At 62.4% G+C, this 13,469-nt stretch carries 14 protein-coding genes; 9 read left to right on the top strand and 5 right to left on the bottom strand.

Annotated features, from left to right (window positions below; all coding sequences use genetic code 11):
• Positions 1 to 11: 11 nt before the first annotated feature.
• The 3 genes from queG (at position 12) to xerD (ending at position 2,763) form a co-directional block, all read left to right on the top strand.
• Positions 12 to 1,253, top strand: a complete 1,242-nt coding sequence (gene queG, locus SB772_RS15075; protein ID WP_410834044.1) for a tRNA epoxyqueuosine(34) reductase QueG — start codon at positions 12 to 14, stop codon at positions 1,251 to 1,253.
• Positions 1,254 to 1,360: 107 nt separating this feature from the next.
• A complete protein-coding gene (locus tag SB772_RS15070) occupies positions 1,361 to 1,831 on the top strand; it encodes a methylated-DNA--[protein]-cysteine S-methyltransferase (RefSeq protein ID WP_410834043.1) in 471 nt (156 codons plus the stop codon).
• On the top strand, positions 1,828 to 2,763 hold the full coding sequence (gene xerD / locus SB772_RS15065; protein WP_410834042.1) for a site-specific tyrosine recombinase XerD: 936 nt from the start codon (positions 1,828 to 1,830) through the stop codon (positions 2,761 to 2,763). The genes SB772_RS15070 and xerD overlap by 4 nt, the downstream gene beginning before the upstream one ends.
• Positions 2,764 to 2,805: 42 nt before the next feature.
• Here xerD and SB772_RS15060 read toward each other — a convergent pair whose 3' ends face one another.
• Positions 2,806 to 4,368, bottom strand: coding sequence for a class I adenylate-forming enzyme family protein (locus SB772_RS15060; protein WP_410834041.1), 1,563 nt, complete (start codon positions 4,366 to 4,368; stop codon positions 2,806 to 2,808).
• 140 nt (positions 4,369 to 4,508) lie between these two features.
• On the opposite strand from SB772_RS15060, the gene ybaK reads away from it, so the two are divergent.
• Positions 4,509 to 5,000, top strand: a complete 492-nt coding sequence (gene ybaK / locus SB772_RS15055) for a Cys-tRNA(Pro) deacylase (RefSeq protein WP_410834040.1) — start codon at positions 4,509 to 4,511, stop codon at positions 4,998 to 5,000.
• Between the two features lie 113 nt (positions 5,001 to 5,113).
• Positions 5,114 to 5,758 carry a glycerol-3-phosphate 1-O-acyltransferase PlsY gene (gene plsY / locus SB772_RS15050; protein WP_410834039.1) on the top strand — a complete coding sequence of 215 codons (645 nt, stop codon included), beginning with the start codon at positions 5,114 to 5,116 and terminating at the stop codon, positions 5,756 to 5,758.
• Positions 5,759 to 5,822: 64 nt separating this feature from the next.
• On the opposite strand, the gene SB772_RS15045 is transcribed toward plsY, so the two are convergent.
• Positions 5,823 to 6,308 carry a YajQ family cyclic di-GMP-binding protein gene (locus SB772_RS15045; protein WP_007180572.1) on the bottom strand — a complete coding sequence of 162 codons (486 nt, stop codon included), beginning with the start codon at positions 6,306 to 6,308 and terminating at the stop codon, positions 5,823 to 5,825.
• Between the two features lie 172 nt (positions 6,309 to 6,480).
• Here SB772_RS15045 and murB point away from each other — a divergent pair, with 172 nt between their 5' ends.
• Complete coding sequence (gene murB, locus SB772_RS15040) at positions 6,481 to 7,509, top strand: UDP-N-acetylmuramate dehydrogenase (RefSeq protein WP_410834038.1); 1,029 nt, start codon at positions 6,481 to 6,483, stop codon at positions 7,507 to 7,509.
• 64 nt (positions 7,510 to 7,573) lie between these two features.
• Positions 7,574 to 7,711, top strand: a complete 138-nt coding sequence (locus SB772_RS15035) for a hypothetical protein (protein ID WP_410834037.1) — start codon at positions 7,574 to 7,576, stop codon at positions 7,709 to 7,711.
• Here the strand turns inward: SB772_RS15035 and SB772_RS15030 are convergent.
• Together SB772_RS15030 and argF are read right to left on the bottom strand one after the other, a co-directional pair.
• Complete coding sequence (locus SB772_RS15030) at positions 7,699 to 8,925, bottom strand: argininosuccinate synthase (RefSeq protein WP_410834036.1); 1,227 nt, start codon at positions 8,923 to 8,925, stop codon at positions 7,699 to 7,701. The two genes, SB772_RS15035 and SB772_RS15030, sit on opposite strands and share 13 nt — an antisense overlap.
• A gap of 251 nt (positions 8,926 to 9,176) precedes the next feature.
• Entirely contained in the window at positions 9,177 to 10,106 is a 930-nt protein-coding gene (gene argF, locus SB772_RS15025; protein WP_410834035.1) for an ornithine carbamoyltransferase, read from the bottom strand.
• Between the two features lie 446 nt (positions 10,107 to 10,552).
• On the opposite strand from argF, the gene SB772_RS15020 reads away from it, so the two are divergent.
• Entirely contained in the window at positions 10,553 to 10,897 is a 345-nt protein-coding gene (locus SB772_RS15020; RefSeq protein ID WP_410834034.1) for a DUF3579 domain-containing protein, read from the top strand.
• A gap of 239 nt (positions 10,898 to 11,136) precedes the next feature.
• Here the strand turns inward: SB772_RS15020 and rpsT are convergent, their stop codons facing one another.
• The gene (rpsT, locus tag SB772_RS15015; protein ID WP_410834033.1) at positions 11,137 to 11,415 is read right to left on the bottom strand and encodes a 30S ribosomal protein S20; all 279 of its coding nucleotides are present in this window, start codon (positions 11,413 to 11,415) and stop codon (positions 11,137 to 11,139) included.
• A gap of 501 nt (positions 11,416 to 11,916) precedes the next feature.
• Here rpsT and murJ point away from each other — a divergent pair.
• Positions 11,917 to 13,467: a murein biosynthesis integral membrane protein MurJ gene (gene murJ / locus SB772_RS15010; RefSeq protein WP_410834032.1), complete on the top strand. Its 1,551-nt coding sequence runs from the start codon at positions 11,917 to 11,919 to the stop codon at positions 13,465 to 13,467.
• Positions 13,468 to 13,469: the final 2 nt, after the last annotated feature.

The raw sequence follows: 13,469 nt of genomic DNA, 5'->3' as shown, positions 1-13,469 counted from the left end.
AAAATGACGTGATGAACCGAAGTCCGGAGTCCCCTGTTTCCCGCACGCCTGCGTCCGCTGACGATGCGCGTGCCGTGCGTCATTTCGATGAAGCGGCGCTGGAAGCGCTCGCGCTGCGCATCAAAACGTGGGGCCGTGAACTGGGTTTCGGTGCGATCGGCATCAGCGATACCGACCTCTGCGCTGCCGAAGCGCCGCTTGCAGCATGGCTGGAGGCGGGTTGCCACGGCGAGATGGATTATATGGCGAAACACGGCATGAAACGCGCGCGGCCCGCCGAGCTTGTGGCCGGCACGCGACGTGTGATTACCGCCCGCATCGCCTATTTACCCGCGCAGACGCTGGATGCAAAGATCGAAGAAAGCGCGTCGGCGGATGCCCCGCCTGTGCCGCAAGACTGGCGCGCGGCCGAGCATGCGCGGCTTGCCGACCCGTCGGCTGCGGTGGTGTCGATCTATGCGCGGGGCCGCGATTACCACAAGGTGTTGCGTAACCGTTTGCAACATCTGGCCGAAAAAATCGAAGCGGAGATCGGCGCATTTGGCTATCGCGTGTTCACCGATTCCGCGCCGGTGCTGGAAGTCGAACTGGCGCAGAAGGCTGGGATTGGCTGGCGCGGCAAACATACGCTGCTGCTGCAACGCGACGCCGGTTCGCTGTTTTTTCTCGGCGAAATTTATGTCGACGTGCCGCTGCCCACCGATGCCGAGACCTCGCCTGCACAGGCGCCCGAAACCCCCGGTTCGCACTGCGGCAGTTGCACGCGCTGCATCGGCGCGTGTCCGACCGGCGCGATCGTCGCACCTTATAAAGTCGATGCACGGCTGTGCATCTCGTATCTGACGATCGAATTGAAGGGCAGTATTCCCCTGGAATTGCGGCCGCTGATCGGCAATCGTGTATATGGCTGCGACGATTGCCAGCTCGTGTGTCCATGGAACAAATTCGCGCAGGCCGCGCCGGTCGCCGATTTCGATGTGCGGCACGGGCTCGATCGCGCGACGCTGGTCGAGCTGTTCTCATGGTCCGCGGACGAGTTCGATACGCGGATGCAGGGCAGCGCGATTCGCCGCATCGGCTATGAGAGCTGGCTGCGCAATCTGGCGGTGGGGATGGGCAATGCGCTGCGCGCGTCGCCAGAGAGCTTAAGCGTCGATGCGCGTGAGGCGATTGTAGCCGCGTTGCGCTTGCGTGCCGCCGACCCTTCCGCCGTGGTGCGCGAGCATGTGGAATGGGCATTGGAAGCGGCGTAAAGTAGCGGCATTCTGGTGGGGTGTTTTTTCTGCGTAGCGCGCCTGTACCCCATGCAGGTACGCAACCGTGAAACCTGAAACGCCCTGCCGTTCACGGAGCAGGCAACATGTTCAACGCAGTGATCGACGCGCCGTTCGGCAAGGTCGGCATCCGCCTCGAAGGCGGCGCCGTGCGCGAGATCGTCTATCTGCCGGATTCGATGCGCAACGTCGCGCCGGACACGCCGTTGGCGAAGCAAGCCGTCGAGCAGATCGAGCGTTATTTCGAGCGGGCGTCGGCGAAGTTCGAATTGCCGCTGGCGCCGGTCGGTACCGCGTTTCAGCAGCGCGTCTGGCAGGCGATCAGCGACATCCCGCCAGGCGTCGTGCTGACCTACGGGCAATTGGCGAAGAAAGTGGGCAGTGCGCCGCGAGCGGTGGGGCAGGCGTGCGGCGCCAACTATTTCCCGATCGTGATTCCATGTCATCGGGTGGTGAGCTCGAGCGGCATCGGCGGTTTTGCGAATCACGCCGAAGACGGCTTCTTTCGCAACGTCAAGCGCTGGCTATTGGCGCATGAAGGCATTCCCTACGCATGAGCGACACACTGATCGACGACGCGCCCGCCGCGTCACCTCTGTTTCTGGCGAGCTCGGCGTCGATCGACGCTTTCTGCGACGCGTTGTGGCTCGAACACGGCCTGTCGCGCAACACGCTCGAAGCATACCGCCGCGATTTGCGGCTCTTCTGCGAATGGCTCGCGCAAACCCGCAACACGTCGCTCGACACGGCTAGCGAAGCCGATCTCAATGCCTATAGCGCGGCGCGTCAGAAAGACAAATCGACGTCGGCGAACCGGCGCCTCTCTGTGTTTCGCCGCTACTACGGCTGGGCGGTGCGGGAGCATCGCGCGAATGTCGATCCGACGCTGCGCATCCGTTCGGCCAAACAGCCGCCGCGTTTTCCTTCGACACTCACCGAAGCGCAAGTCGAAGCGCTGCTCGGCGCGCCCGATATCGACACCCCGTTAGGCCTGCGCGACCGCACGATGCTCGAGTTGATGTACGCGAGCGGATTACGCGTGACCGAACTGGTCACGCTGAAGACGGTGGAAGTCGGTCTGAACGAAGGCGTGGTGCGCGTGCTGGGCAAGGGCTCGAAAGAGCGCCTGATTCCATTCGGCGAAGAGGCGCACGGCTGGATCGAACGCTATCTGCGCGAAGCGCGGCCGGCGCTGCTGGGCGCGCGCGCGGCCGATGCGCTGTTCGTCACGGCCCGCGCGGAGGGCATGACGCGTCAACAGTTCTGGAACATCATCAAGCGGCACGCGGCGGCGGCCGACGTCCACGCGCCGCTCTCGCCGCACACGCTGCGGCATGCGTTCGCGACGCACTTGCTGAACCACGGCGCCGATCTGCGCGTCGTGCAACTGCTGCTCGGCCACACCGATATCTCGACTACGCAGATTTACACGCACGTTGCCCGCGAGCGGTTGAAGTCGCTGCACGCGCAGCATCATCCGCGGGGGTGATCCGCGTTCGCGGTTGCTATCGCCATTGGCCGTGCCGTTGCGTTAGATGAATTCGCGCAGGCGGTGCTTGAGAATCTTGCCCGTCGATGCAGCCGGCAACGCGGCGAGCACTTTCACTTCGGCGGGGCGCTTATACGGCGCGAGACGTTCGCCGCACCACGCGATCAGTTCAGCGGGCGTCACCTTGGCGCCCGCTATCAATTCGACGAACGCGACCACTTCCTCGTTGCCTTCGACCGCGCGTCCGATCACGGCCGATTGCACGACCTCCGGATGCGCGTTCAACGCATGCTCGACCTCGGCCGGGTAGACGTTAAAGCCCGAGCGGATGATCAATTCCTTGCTGCGCCCGACGATATGCAACGCGCCGTCTGCGTCCTGGCGCGCGAGATCGCCGGTCTTGAGCCAGCCGTCTTCGGTGACGGTTGCACGAGTCAGCTCCGGGCTGCGGTAATAACCGAGCATCACGTTCGGTCCACGCACCCACAGCTCGCCAATTTCGCCTCGCGCGGCATCGACGCCATCGAGCCCGACGAAGCGAACCTCGACGCCCGGAATGACTTCGCCGACCGAGCAATCGCCGCGCGGCGCGTCGAGCATGGTGTGCGAGACGGTCGGGCTGCTCTCGGTCATGCCGTAGCCGTTGTGCAGCGGCAGGCCGTAGACGATTTCGACCTGAGTTTTCAACGCGGCGTCGAGCGGCGAGCCGCCCGAATAGGCAAAGCGCAGATGTGGCGCGGACCACGCGTGGCCATGCGTCTGCAGGTGTTCGAGCAATTTCGCGTGCATCGCCGGGACGCCCTGGAAAATCGACACGCGCTCTTCGGCGAGCGAGCGGCGCACGGCTTCCGGTGCGAAACGCGGCACCAGGCGCAGGGTCGCGCCGACGTACAGACTGCCGAGGCAAACCGACGCGAAGCCGTAGACGTGCGAGATCGGCAGCACGGCGTACACGACGTCGTCCGGACCGACTTTGCGCAAGCGGCTCGACACGGCCGCGATGAACAACAGATTGCGGTGCGACAGCATCACGCCCTTTGGCGCGCCGGTCGTGCCGGTGGTGTAGATGAGCGCGGCGCATTGACGATCGTTATCGGCTGCGACGGGTTCCTCTTTTACCGTGTCGTCCACCGTGTAGGACCATGCGCCGATATCCGGCGCGATGGCGGGCGCTGGGCCGGCTTGATGGCGTTGCGCGTGCTGTTGCGCATCGGCCGAGCTTTCGACCGCATACGCGATCACGCGTGGCTGCGCATGCGCACGGATCGCGTCGAGCTCGGCAGCGGACAGGCGCGCGTTCGACACCAGCGCCCACGCATCGAGTTTGGCGGTGGCAAACAGCAGCACGATCTGCGCGATGCTGTTCTCCGCGACGATCATCACCCGATCGCCGCCGCGCACGCCCCATTCGCGTAGTAGCGCGGTAGCGGCATCGACGGCTTGCAGCAGTTGCGCGCCGGTGAGACTGCGCGCATCCTCGATCAACGCAATGTGCTGGGGATCGCGCGCCGCAGCGAGTGCGGGAATCTCGGCGATACGCGCGGGCAGCGCGGCGAGCAGCGCCGGAATGTCGATGGCATGGCGGGTAGGCGAATCGAAGCTCAATGCTGTCTCCTGAAATCGGTGCAGTGCCCGGCATGCTTCGCGCCGGACAATTTTCGAACGATCGTGCCACAATCGCCGAACCCGCACAATTGGCCATTCGGCAAATAGCCGTTGTGCCATCTCGCCATTACAATGCGCCGATGAGCAAATCCAGACACGTCTCCGAAACGCCCGCGACACAGTTTCTGCGCCGTCACGGCGTCACGTTCGGCGAACATCCTTACGATTACGTCGAGCACGGCGGCACCGGGGAATCGGCGCGCCAGCTCGGCGTGGACGAACATCACGTCGTCAAGACGCTGGTGATGGAAGACGAGCACGCCAGGCCGCTGATCGTGCTGATGCACGGCGACCGTACCGTCAGCACCAAGAATCTGGCGCGGCAGATCGGCGCGAAACGCGTCGAGCCCTGCAAGCCGGAAGTTGCGAACCGTCATTCCGGTTACCTGATCGGCGGCACCTCGCCATTCGGCACGCGCAAGCAGATGGCGGTGTATGTCGAATCGAGCATCCTGGAGATGGACAAGATCTGGCTGAACGGCGGGCGGCGCGGCTTTCTGGTCAGCATCGCGCCCACGGTCCTGACCGGGTTGCTGGCGGCGAAGCCCGTGCAGTGTGCGAGCGTCGATTGACGTTTGTCTGAATGTTTTCCAGGCAGGCGGGTTCGGTAGAATGTGCGCCGCTTTGTTCCCTGTTGCGGTTGGGGTATCGAGTTTCAGACCGCCGATCCTTATAAGAGTCCCAGATGCAAAACCTGATCGTTGCTGTCGTTGCCTACCTGATCGGTTCGGTGTCGTTTGCCGTGATCGTGAGCGCCGCGATGGGGCTGGACGACCCGCGTTCGTATGGCTCGGGCAACCCGGGCGCCACCAACGTGCTGCGCAGCGGCAGCAAGAAGGCCGCGATTCTCACACTGATCGGCGACGCATTCAAAGGGTGGCTGCCGGTATGGTTCGTCGTGCACTTCGGCGCACGTTACGGACTCGACGACACCGCGGTCGCGATTGCGTCGGTCGCCGTGTTTCTCGGCCATCTGTATCCGGTCTTCTTCCGCTTCAAGGGCGGCAAGGGCGTGGCTACCGCGGCGGGCGTGCTGCTCGCGATCAACCCGATCCTCGGTATCGCGACCTTGCTGACGTGGCTGATCGTGGCGTTCTTTACGCGCTATTCGTCGCTGGCGGCGCTGGCCGCGGCGGTGTTCGCACCGCTCTTCGACGGTTTGATGTTCGGGCCGAACATTATCGCGCTCGCAATTGTCGTGATGAGTTCGCTGCTGGTGTGGCGCCACCGCGGCAATATCGCCAAGCTGATGCGCGGCCAGGAAAGCCGCATCGGCGAAAAGAAAAAGGCCGACGCGGCTGCTGGCACGGCGACTGGCAATAAACATTGAGCCGCGCTGACTCGTTGACATGCAGGGCGCCGCGCGGGCGCCCGCCGGTTTGATGCGTTGAGGTTTAATCGCGGAAGTTGTTGAAGTCGAGCGGCGTATCGGTAACGTCCTTGCGCAGCATGGCGATCACGCTTTGCAGATCGTCGCGCTTGCCGCCGGTAATGCGCACCGCGTCGCCCTGAATGCTCGCCTGGACCTTGATCTTGCTGTCCTTCACGAGGCGCACGATTTTCTTCGACAGATCGCCGGACACGCCTTTCTTGATCTTGATGACCTGCTTGACCTTGTCGCCGCCGATCTTCTCGATCTTGCCGTAGTCGAGGAAGCGCACGTCCACGTTGCGCTTGGCCATTTTCGACAACAGCACGTCTTTTACCTGGCCGAGTTTGAAGTCGTCGTCCGCGTAGGCTGTGATTTCGTTTTCCTTGTGCTCGACGCGCGCGTCCGACCCTTTGAAGTCGAAGCGGGTTGAAATTTCCTTGTTGGACTGCTCGATCGCGTTCTTCACTTCGATCATGTTCGCTTCGCAGACGACGTCGAACGATGGCATTGCTTTCTCCCAATAGTGCTGCGGTGCGTGGCGCGGCCGGTCGGCCGCTCACGGGGCACTCGCTATAATCACGAACCGGACGTCATTTTACCGACGCCTTTCCCTTTTGCCCAAGGCTGCCGCGCATTGTCGTGCGGCCGGGGCCAGACCAAGCCTCATTCCGCTCATTCCGATGCTCCAGTTCGACTCCCCCGCGTTCATTGCCGGCTATCCGCTGAAGACGCATAACACCTTCGGCTTCGATGTGCGGGCGCGGTTTGCGTGCCGGATCGAGCGCGAAGCGCAACTGATGGCGGCGGTACGCGATCCGCGTGCTGCCGGCTTGCCGCGGCTGGTGCTGGGCGGCGGCAGCAACGTTGTGCTGACGGGCGACTTCGGCGGGCTGGTGCTGCTGGTTGCATTGCGAGGCCGCCAAATCGTGCGTGAGGATAAGGACGCATGGTACGTCGAGGCGGCGGCGGGTGAGTCGTGGCATGACTTTGTCGCGTGGACTTTGGCGCAGGGTCTGCCTGGCCTGGAGAATCTCGCGCTGATTCCGGGCACGGTGGGGGCGGCGCCGATCCAGAACATCGGCGCGTATGGGTTGGAGATGTGCGAGCGCTTTGCGTCGCTGCGGGCGGTGGAGCTGGCGACGGGCGAGGTCGTCGAACTCGATGCCGACGCGTGCCGGTTCGGCTATCGCGACAGTTTTTTCAAGCGGGAAGGGCGCGACCGTTTCGTGATCACGTCGGTGACGTTCCGTTTGCCGAAGGTTTGGACGCCGCGCGCCGGGTATGCGGATCTGGCGCGTGAACTGGCCGCGGACGCGGCGCCCACCGCACAGGCGATCTTCGATGCGGTGGTCGCGGTGCGGCGCGCCAAGCTGCCCGATCCGCTTCAACTCGGCAACGCGGGAAGCTTCTTCAAGAATCCGGTGGTCGAGGCGGCGCAATTTGAAGCGCTGAAGGTTCAGGCGCCGGACCTCGTGTCCTACCTTCAGCCGGATGGCCGGGTGAAGCTTGCGGCGGGCTGGCTGATCGATCGATGTGGCTGGAAAGGCCACGCAATGGGCTCAGCTGCCGTGCATGAGCGGCAGGCGCTGGTGCTGGTGAATCGAGGCGGGGCGAGCGGCGCGGAAGTGTTGGCGCTGGCGCGGGCGATTCAGGAGGATGTGCGGGCGCGGTTTGGCGTTGAGCTGGAAGCGGAGCCGGTGTGTTTGTGACGGCTTGGTTTGCTTGCTGCGATGAAAAAAAGGCGCCGGGAGAAAACTCCCGGCGCTTTTTTTCATGTTTGCGGCCAAATTAGCCGCAATGACGCTTAGCGACGGCGACGACGTGCATTTTGGTTTTGGCCGCGCCTTGCGGCGCTTAACTTCGCTGCGCGAAGTCGGCCTTTATCGCAACTCACGTCCTCAGCTACGCTGACGACGCGCGTTCTCTGCAATCCGCATGCGCAGCGCGTTCAGTTTGATGAACCCGCCAGCGTCGGCTTGATTGTATGCACCACCGTCGTCGTCGAACGTGGCGATGGTCTTATCGAACAGCGTGTCATTCGAATCGCGCGCGACAACCGACACGCTGCCCTTGTACAGCTTCACACGCACCCAGCCGTTGACCTTCTCTTGCGTATGGTCGATCAGCACCTGGATCGCGCGACGCTCCGGGCTCCACCAGTAGCCGTTGTAAATCAGCGCAGCGTAGCGCGCCATCAGGTCGTCCTTCAGGTGGGCCACTTCACGGTCGAGCGTGATCGACTCGATGCCGCGGTGCGCCTTCAGCATGATCGTGCCGCCCGGCGTTTCATAGCAGCCGCGCGACTTCATGCCGACGTAACGGTTTTCCACCAGATCCAGACGGCCGATGCCGTGCTTGCCGCCCAAACGATTCAGTTCGGTCAGCATTTCAGCCGCCGACAGACGCTTGCCGTTGATCGCAACCGGATCGCCGTGCTCGTATTCGATGTCGAGGTATTCAGCCTGGTCGGGTGCCTGTTCCGGCGACACCGTCCAACGCCACATATCGGCTTCGGCTTCTGCCTTCGGATCTTCCAGGTGACGGCCTTCGAACGAGATGTGCAGCAGGTTCGCGTCCATCGAATACGGCGCGCCACCTTGCTTGTGCTTCATTTCGATCGGAATCCCGGCCTTTTCGGCGTACGCGAGCAGCTTTTCGCGCGACAGCAGGTCCCATTCGCGCCACGGTGCGATCACCTTGATGCCCGGTTCGAGTGCGTAATAACCGAGTTCGAAGCGAACCTGATCGTTACCCTTGCCGGTCGCGCCGTGCGACACCGCTTGCGCGCCGGTTGCACGAGCGATTTCGATCTGGCGCTTGGCGATCAGCGGACGCGCGATCGACGTGCCCAGCAGATACTCGCCTTCATAGATCGTGTTGGCGCGGAACATCGGGAACACGAAGTCGCGCACGAATTCTTCGCGCAGGTCTTCAATGAAGATGTTTTCCTGCTTGATGCCGAGTTGCAGGGCTTTCTTGCGCGCCGGTTCCAGCTCTTCGCCCTGGCCGATGTCGGCCGTAAACGTGACGACTTCGGCGTCGTAGTTGTCCTGCAACCACTTCAGGATGACGGAGGTATCGAGGCCGCCCGAATAGGCGAGCACGACTTTCTTGATATCGCTCATGGTGAACTCGTAGCTGGAGAAAGCGGGAAAACAGGGCGCACCGGGCGTTCCGGAGCGCGGAAAAACACTATTTTGACACTAAACCGCCGGGCGCCCGCGTTTTTGGGACGGTGCGGTGGTGTGGCCGGGTCTGCTTGCAACTGCGGACCGTGGCCGGATGCGTGGCGCTAATGTGTGCTCGCGATGCCTCGCGTACCGAGACATCGCCAAGGCCCCGTCGCGCTTCACGCGGATGCTGCGCGATGGCTCGCTTAGTGATTCAGCTTGCCGAGCAGCAGATACTCCATCAACGCCTTTTGCACGTGCAGACGGTTTTCCGCCTCGTCCCACACGACGCTTTGCGGACCGTCGATGACTTCCGCGCTGACTTCCTCGCCGCGGTGGGCAGGCAGGCAGTGCATGAAAAGCGCATCCGGATTCGCGTGCGTCATCATGTCGGCATCGACGCAGAAGTCCGCGAACGCTTTCTTGCGCGCTTCGTTTTCGGCTTCGAAGCCCATACTGGTCCACACGTCTGTGGTGACCAGATCGGCGCCGGCACAGGCTTCGTTCGGATCGTCGAATTCCTGATAGAAGGGCGCGCTCTCGGCGGCAACCAGCGCGTGGTCGAGCTTGTAACCAGGCGGCGTGGACAGGCGCAGCTTGAAGCCGAGAATCTGCGCCGCTTCGATCCACGTGTACAGCATGTTGTTGGCGTCACCGACCCATGCGACCGTCTTGTCGCGAATCGGCCCGCGATGTTCGAAGTACGTGAAGATGTCCGCCAGCACCTGGCACGGGTGATATTCGTTGGTCAGCCCGTTGATCACCGGTACGCGCGAATTCTCGGCGAAGCGCTGGAGGATGTCCTGCCCGAATGTGCGGATCATGATGATATCGACCATGCGCGAGATCACTTGCGCTGCGTCTTCGATCGGTTCGCCGCGGCCGAGCTGCGTGTCGCGCGTGCTCATGAATACGGCGTGGCCGCCAAGCTGGAAGATGCCGGCTTCGAACGACAGGCGCGTGCGCGTCGAGTTTTTCTCGAAGATCATCGCAAGCGTGCGGTCGTGCAGCGGATGGTAAGTCTCGTAGTTCTTGAATTTGCGTTTCAGAATGCGCGCACGTTCCAGCACGTACTCGTAGTCTTCCAGCGAGAAATCCTTGAACTGCAGGTAGTGGCGAATTTTCTTGGCGGTCATGAAACAAATACGGCGGTCTCACCCGGCAGAATTGCCGGACGGCGCCGCCGTCGTTTATGGTAACTCAAAGCAGGATAAAGGATTTTGCTTCGTTTGACGAGCCGGCCAAAAGGCTGGGTAAGCCCGCTGAAAGGCTCGCGCCACCTTCAGACGGAGCTTGTGTGCGCTGCGGAAAAAGGTCCTCTGCGCTATAATCTGCCGGTTATCCCTAAGCCCAGCAGGCCGGTATTGAGCTTGCGGGACACGGTTCGCTCGGTTCGGAAAGTTTCCTCGTGGTGCGCCGTCTTGATGAGCGCCGAGGCGGGTCAACCCGCCTTCGCCGTTTTTGGTGGCGCAGCTCGCCAAAGCGGCCTGGACGACGGCGGCGACGTGTTCACGCATCCCAAAAGCCGCTTTTCAGTCAGCTTTGCCGTCATTCCGCTGGGCAGTCACACAGGTATTCCTACATGGCCGAAGCAGCTCCAACCGAATATTTCATTCAGGGCATCACGTCGAACGGAAAAAAGTTTCGGCCGAGCGACTGGTCGGAGCGGCTCGCGGGCGTAATGGCATGTTTCGGTCCAGGCCCGGGCGGCAAGGGGCCGAACGCCTATCTGCAATACTCGCTGTACGTCCGGCCAACCATGCTCGGCGACCTCAAGTGCGTGATTCTCGATTCGCGCCTGCGCGACATCGAACCAATGGCCTTCGATTTCGTCCTGAACTTCGCGAAAGACAATGACCTCGTCGTGACCGAGGCGTGTGAGTTGCCACCTGAGCACGGCACGCAACAACCCAGGAATACGCGTTAAGGCTTGTGCGGGATCAGCAAAACAAAAACCCGCCGGCAGCGGGTTTTTTTATACCTGAAGGAAGCGCTGGCTTTAATGAGCAGCCAGTTGACCCGCGAACTTGCGCAGCAGTCAGCTGACTCGCAAGCGGACCCGGATGAGATCTGGATCAGCAACGCCCAAGCAAAAAAGCCCGCCGAAGCGGGCTTTCATGACGCAGCGGAAACAGGAGGTAGCCCACCGGAGCGGGCTGACCGAATTTACTGCGCTGCGGTCGCTTGCAGACCCTTGAGGGCTGCAGCGAGGCGGCTCTTATGGCGAGCTGCCTTGTTCTTGTGGACGATTTTCTTGTCGGCGATGATGTCGATGGTCTTCGACGACGCCTGGAAGATTTCAGCGGCCTTGGCCTTGTCGCCGGCGTCGATCGCCTTGCGGACAGCCTTGATAGCCGTGCGGAACTTCGAGCGCAGTGCCGAGTTGTGCGAGTTTGCCTTGGCGGCCTGGCGGGCGCGCTTGCGTGCTTGTGCGGAGTTAGCCATGACGGTTCCTTATCCTGTTCCTGTTTCCAGTACCTGACCTTCAAGTGGTGAGGCGCTGCTTTTAATCCGAACCCCTGGAAGCGATTGCCCAGGAGCGCAAAAGTGTCGAAATAATCGACGAATCAGTCGATCGAACTACGCGAAGGCGGGCTCGTGTTCCGGTGCGATCGGAGGCTGCCTGGAGCCGACCTGAACCCCATCCGAAAATTGAGCGAGCTTCGAAACCGGCGATTATAGCAACAAAATCAGACACGTGGCAACGGGCAATGACCAATCCGGATGCGCCGGCCCAACGCGCGAAGCCTTGCGTTCCGTCTGCCACCACGCGCCGCGCGCTTGCCGGAGGCCCGCGTTAGGCCCGCAACAGGCATGCGGACCAGCAAGCCGATCAGCAAAAAACGTCTCGATCGGCCGCCCGATCGAACGTCTGCGGCCCAAATCGGTCCGATTCGCTTCCCGGCTCGTCGTCCGCACGTGCGGCACCCGTATAATAAGCGCCCCATGAATCTATTCCGAGCCCTGCTGACGGTCAGCGGCTTCACGCTGCTGTCGCGCGTGACCGGACTGGCCCGCGAAACGCTGATCGCTCGTGCGTTCGGCGCCAGTCAATTCACTGACGCGTTCTACGTCGCCTTCCGCATTCCGAACCTGTTGCGCCGCATTTCCGCCGAAGGCGCGTTCTCGCAGGCCTTCGTGCCGATTCTCGCCGAGTTCAAGAACCAGCAGGGACACGACGCCACCAAGGCGCTCGTCGACGCCACCTCGACCGTGCTCGCCTGGGCGTTGGCGATCCTGTCGGTAATCGGTGTGGTGGGGGCGTCGGGCGTGGTGTTCGTCGTCGCGTCCGGCCTGGCGCATGAGGGTCAGGCGTACGCGCTTGCCGTCACCATGACGCGCATCATGTTCCCGTACATCATTTTCATCTCGTTGACGTCGCTGGCGTCGAGCGTGTTGAACACGTACAAGAACTTTTCGCTGCCGGCTTTCGCGCCGGTCTTGCTGAACGTCGCGTTCATCGTCGCGGCGGTGTTCGTCGCGCCGCATCTGCAAACGCCGGTCTACGCGCTTGCGTGGGCGGTGATCGCCGGCGGCGTGCTGCAGTTCGCCGTGCAGTTGCCGGGTCTGAAGAAGATCGACATGCTGCCGCGCATCGGCCTCAATCCGCTGCGGGCGCTCGCGCATCGCGGCGTGAAGCGCGTGCTCTCGAAGATGGTGCCGGCGATGTTCGCCGTGTCGGTCGCGCAGATCAGCCTGATTATCAACACCAATATTGCGTCGCGGATCGGTCCGGGCGCGGTCTCGTGGATCAACTACGCCGACCGCCTGATGGAGTTTCCGACCGCGCTGCTGGGTGTCGCACTCGGCACGATTTTGCTGCCGAGCCTGTCGAAAGCGCACGTCGACGCCGATCCGCACGAATATTCGTCGCTGCTCGACTGGGGCCTGCGCATCACCTTCCTGCTGGCCGCGCCGAGTGCGATCGCGCTGTTTTTCTTCGCTGAACCGCTTACCGCGACGTTGTTTCATTACGGCAAGTTCGACGGCCACGCGGTGGTGATGGTCGGCCGCGCGTTGGCGGCATACGGCATCGGGCTGATCGGCCTGATTCTCATCAAGATCCTCGCGCCCGGTTTTTACGCTAAGCAGGACATCAAGACGCCGGTGAAGATCGGTATCGGCGTGCTGATCGTCACGCAGTTGAGCAACTACCTGTTCGTGCCGATTTTCGCGCATGCAGGCCTGACGCTAAGCGTCGGGCTCGGCGCGTGCGTCAACGCGCTGTTGCTGTTCCTCGGTTTGCGCAAGCGCGGCATTTATATGCCGTCGAAGGGCTGGCTGAAGTTCTTCGTGCAATTGCTCGGCGCGTGCCTCGTGCTCGCCGGCACGATGCATTGGCTGGCGAGCAGCTTCGACTGGATCGGCATGCATAGCCGGCCGGTCGACCGCATTGTCTTGCTGGGCGCGTGCCTCGTGCTGTTTGCCGCGCTATATTTCGGTATGCTTTGGCTGATGGGCTTCAAGTACGCGTATTTCAAAAGGCGAGTGAAGTGATC

The sequence above is a fragment of the Paraburkholderia sp. SIMBA_030 genome, assembly GCF_046535245.1.
In the GTDB taxonomy this organism is placed as follows: domain Bacteria; phylum Pseudomonadota; class Gammaproteobacteria; order Burkholderiales; family Burkholderiaceae; genus Paraburkholderia.
The sequence above is the reverse complement of the archived record's forward strand: the minus strand, read 5'-3'. Positions and strand labels throughout refer to the sequence as shown.

Bases quoted from the DNA above. Each gene is read 5' to 3' on its own strand.
- queG (WP_410834044.1), top strand. From the start codon at position 12: ATGAACCGAAGTCCGGAGTCCCCTGTTTCCCGCACGCCTGCGTCCGCT.
- SB772_RS15070 (WP_410834043.1), top strand. From the start codon at position 1,361: ATGTTCAACGCAGTGATCGACGCGCCGTTCGGCAAGGTCGGCATCCGC.
- xerD (WP_410834042.1), top strand. From the start codon at position 1,828: ATGAGCGACACACTGATCGACGACGCGCCCGCCGCGTCACCTCTGTTT.
- ybaK (WP_410834040.1), top strand. From the start codon at position 4,509: ATGAGCAAATCCAGACACGTCTCCGAAACGCCCGCGACACAGTTTCTG.
- plsY (WP_410834039.1), top strand. From the start codon at position 5,114: ATGCAAAACCTGATCGTTGCTGTCGTTGCCTACCTGATCGGTTCGGTG.
- SB772_RS15045 (WP_007180572.1), bottom strand. From the start codon at position 6,308: ATGCCATCGTTCGACGTCGTCTGCGAAGCGAACATGATCGAAGTGAAG.
- murB (WP_410834038.1), top strand. From the start codon at position 6,481: ATGCTCCAGTTCGACTCCCCCGCGTTCATTGCCGGCTATCCGCTGAAG.
- SB772_RS15035 (WP_410834037.1), top strand. From the start codon at position 7,574: ATGTTTGCGGCCAAATTAGCCGCAATGACGCTTAGCGACGGCGACGAC.
- SB772_RS15030 (WP_410834036.1), bottom strand. From the start codon at position 8,925: ATGAGCGATATCAAGAAAGTCGTGCTCGCCTATTCGGGCGGCCTCGAT.
- argF (WP_410834035.1), bottom strand. From the start codon at position 10,106: ATGACCGCCAAGAAAATTCGCCACTACCTGCAGTTCAAGGATTTCTCG.
- SB772_RS15020 (WP_410834034.1), top strand. From the start codon at position 10,553: ATGGCCGAAGCAGCTCCAACCGAATATTTCATTCAGGGCATCACGTCG.
- rpsT (WP_410834033.1), bottom strand. From the start codon at position 11,415: ATGGCTAACTCCGCACAAGCACGCAAGCGCGCCCGCCAGGCCGCCAAG.
- murJ (WP_410834032.1), top strand. From the start codon at position 11,917: ATGAATCTATTCCGAGCCCTGCTGACGGTCAGCGGCTTCACGCTGCTG.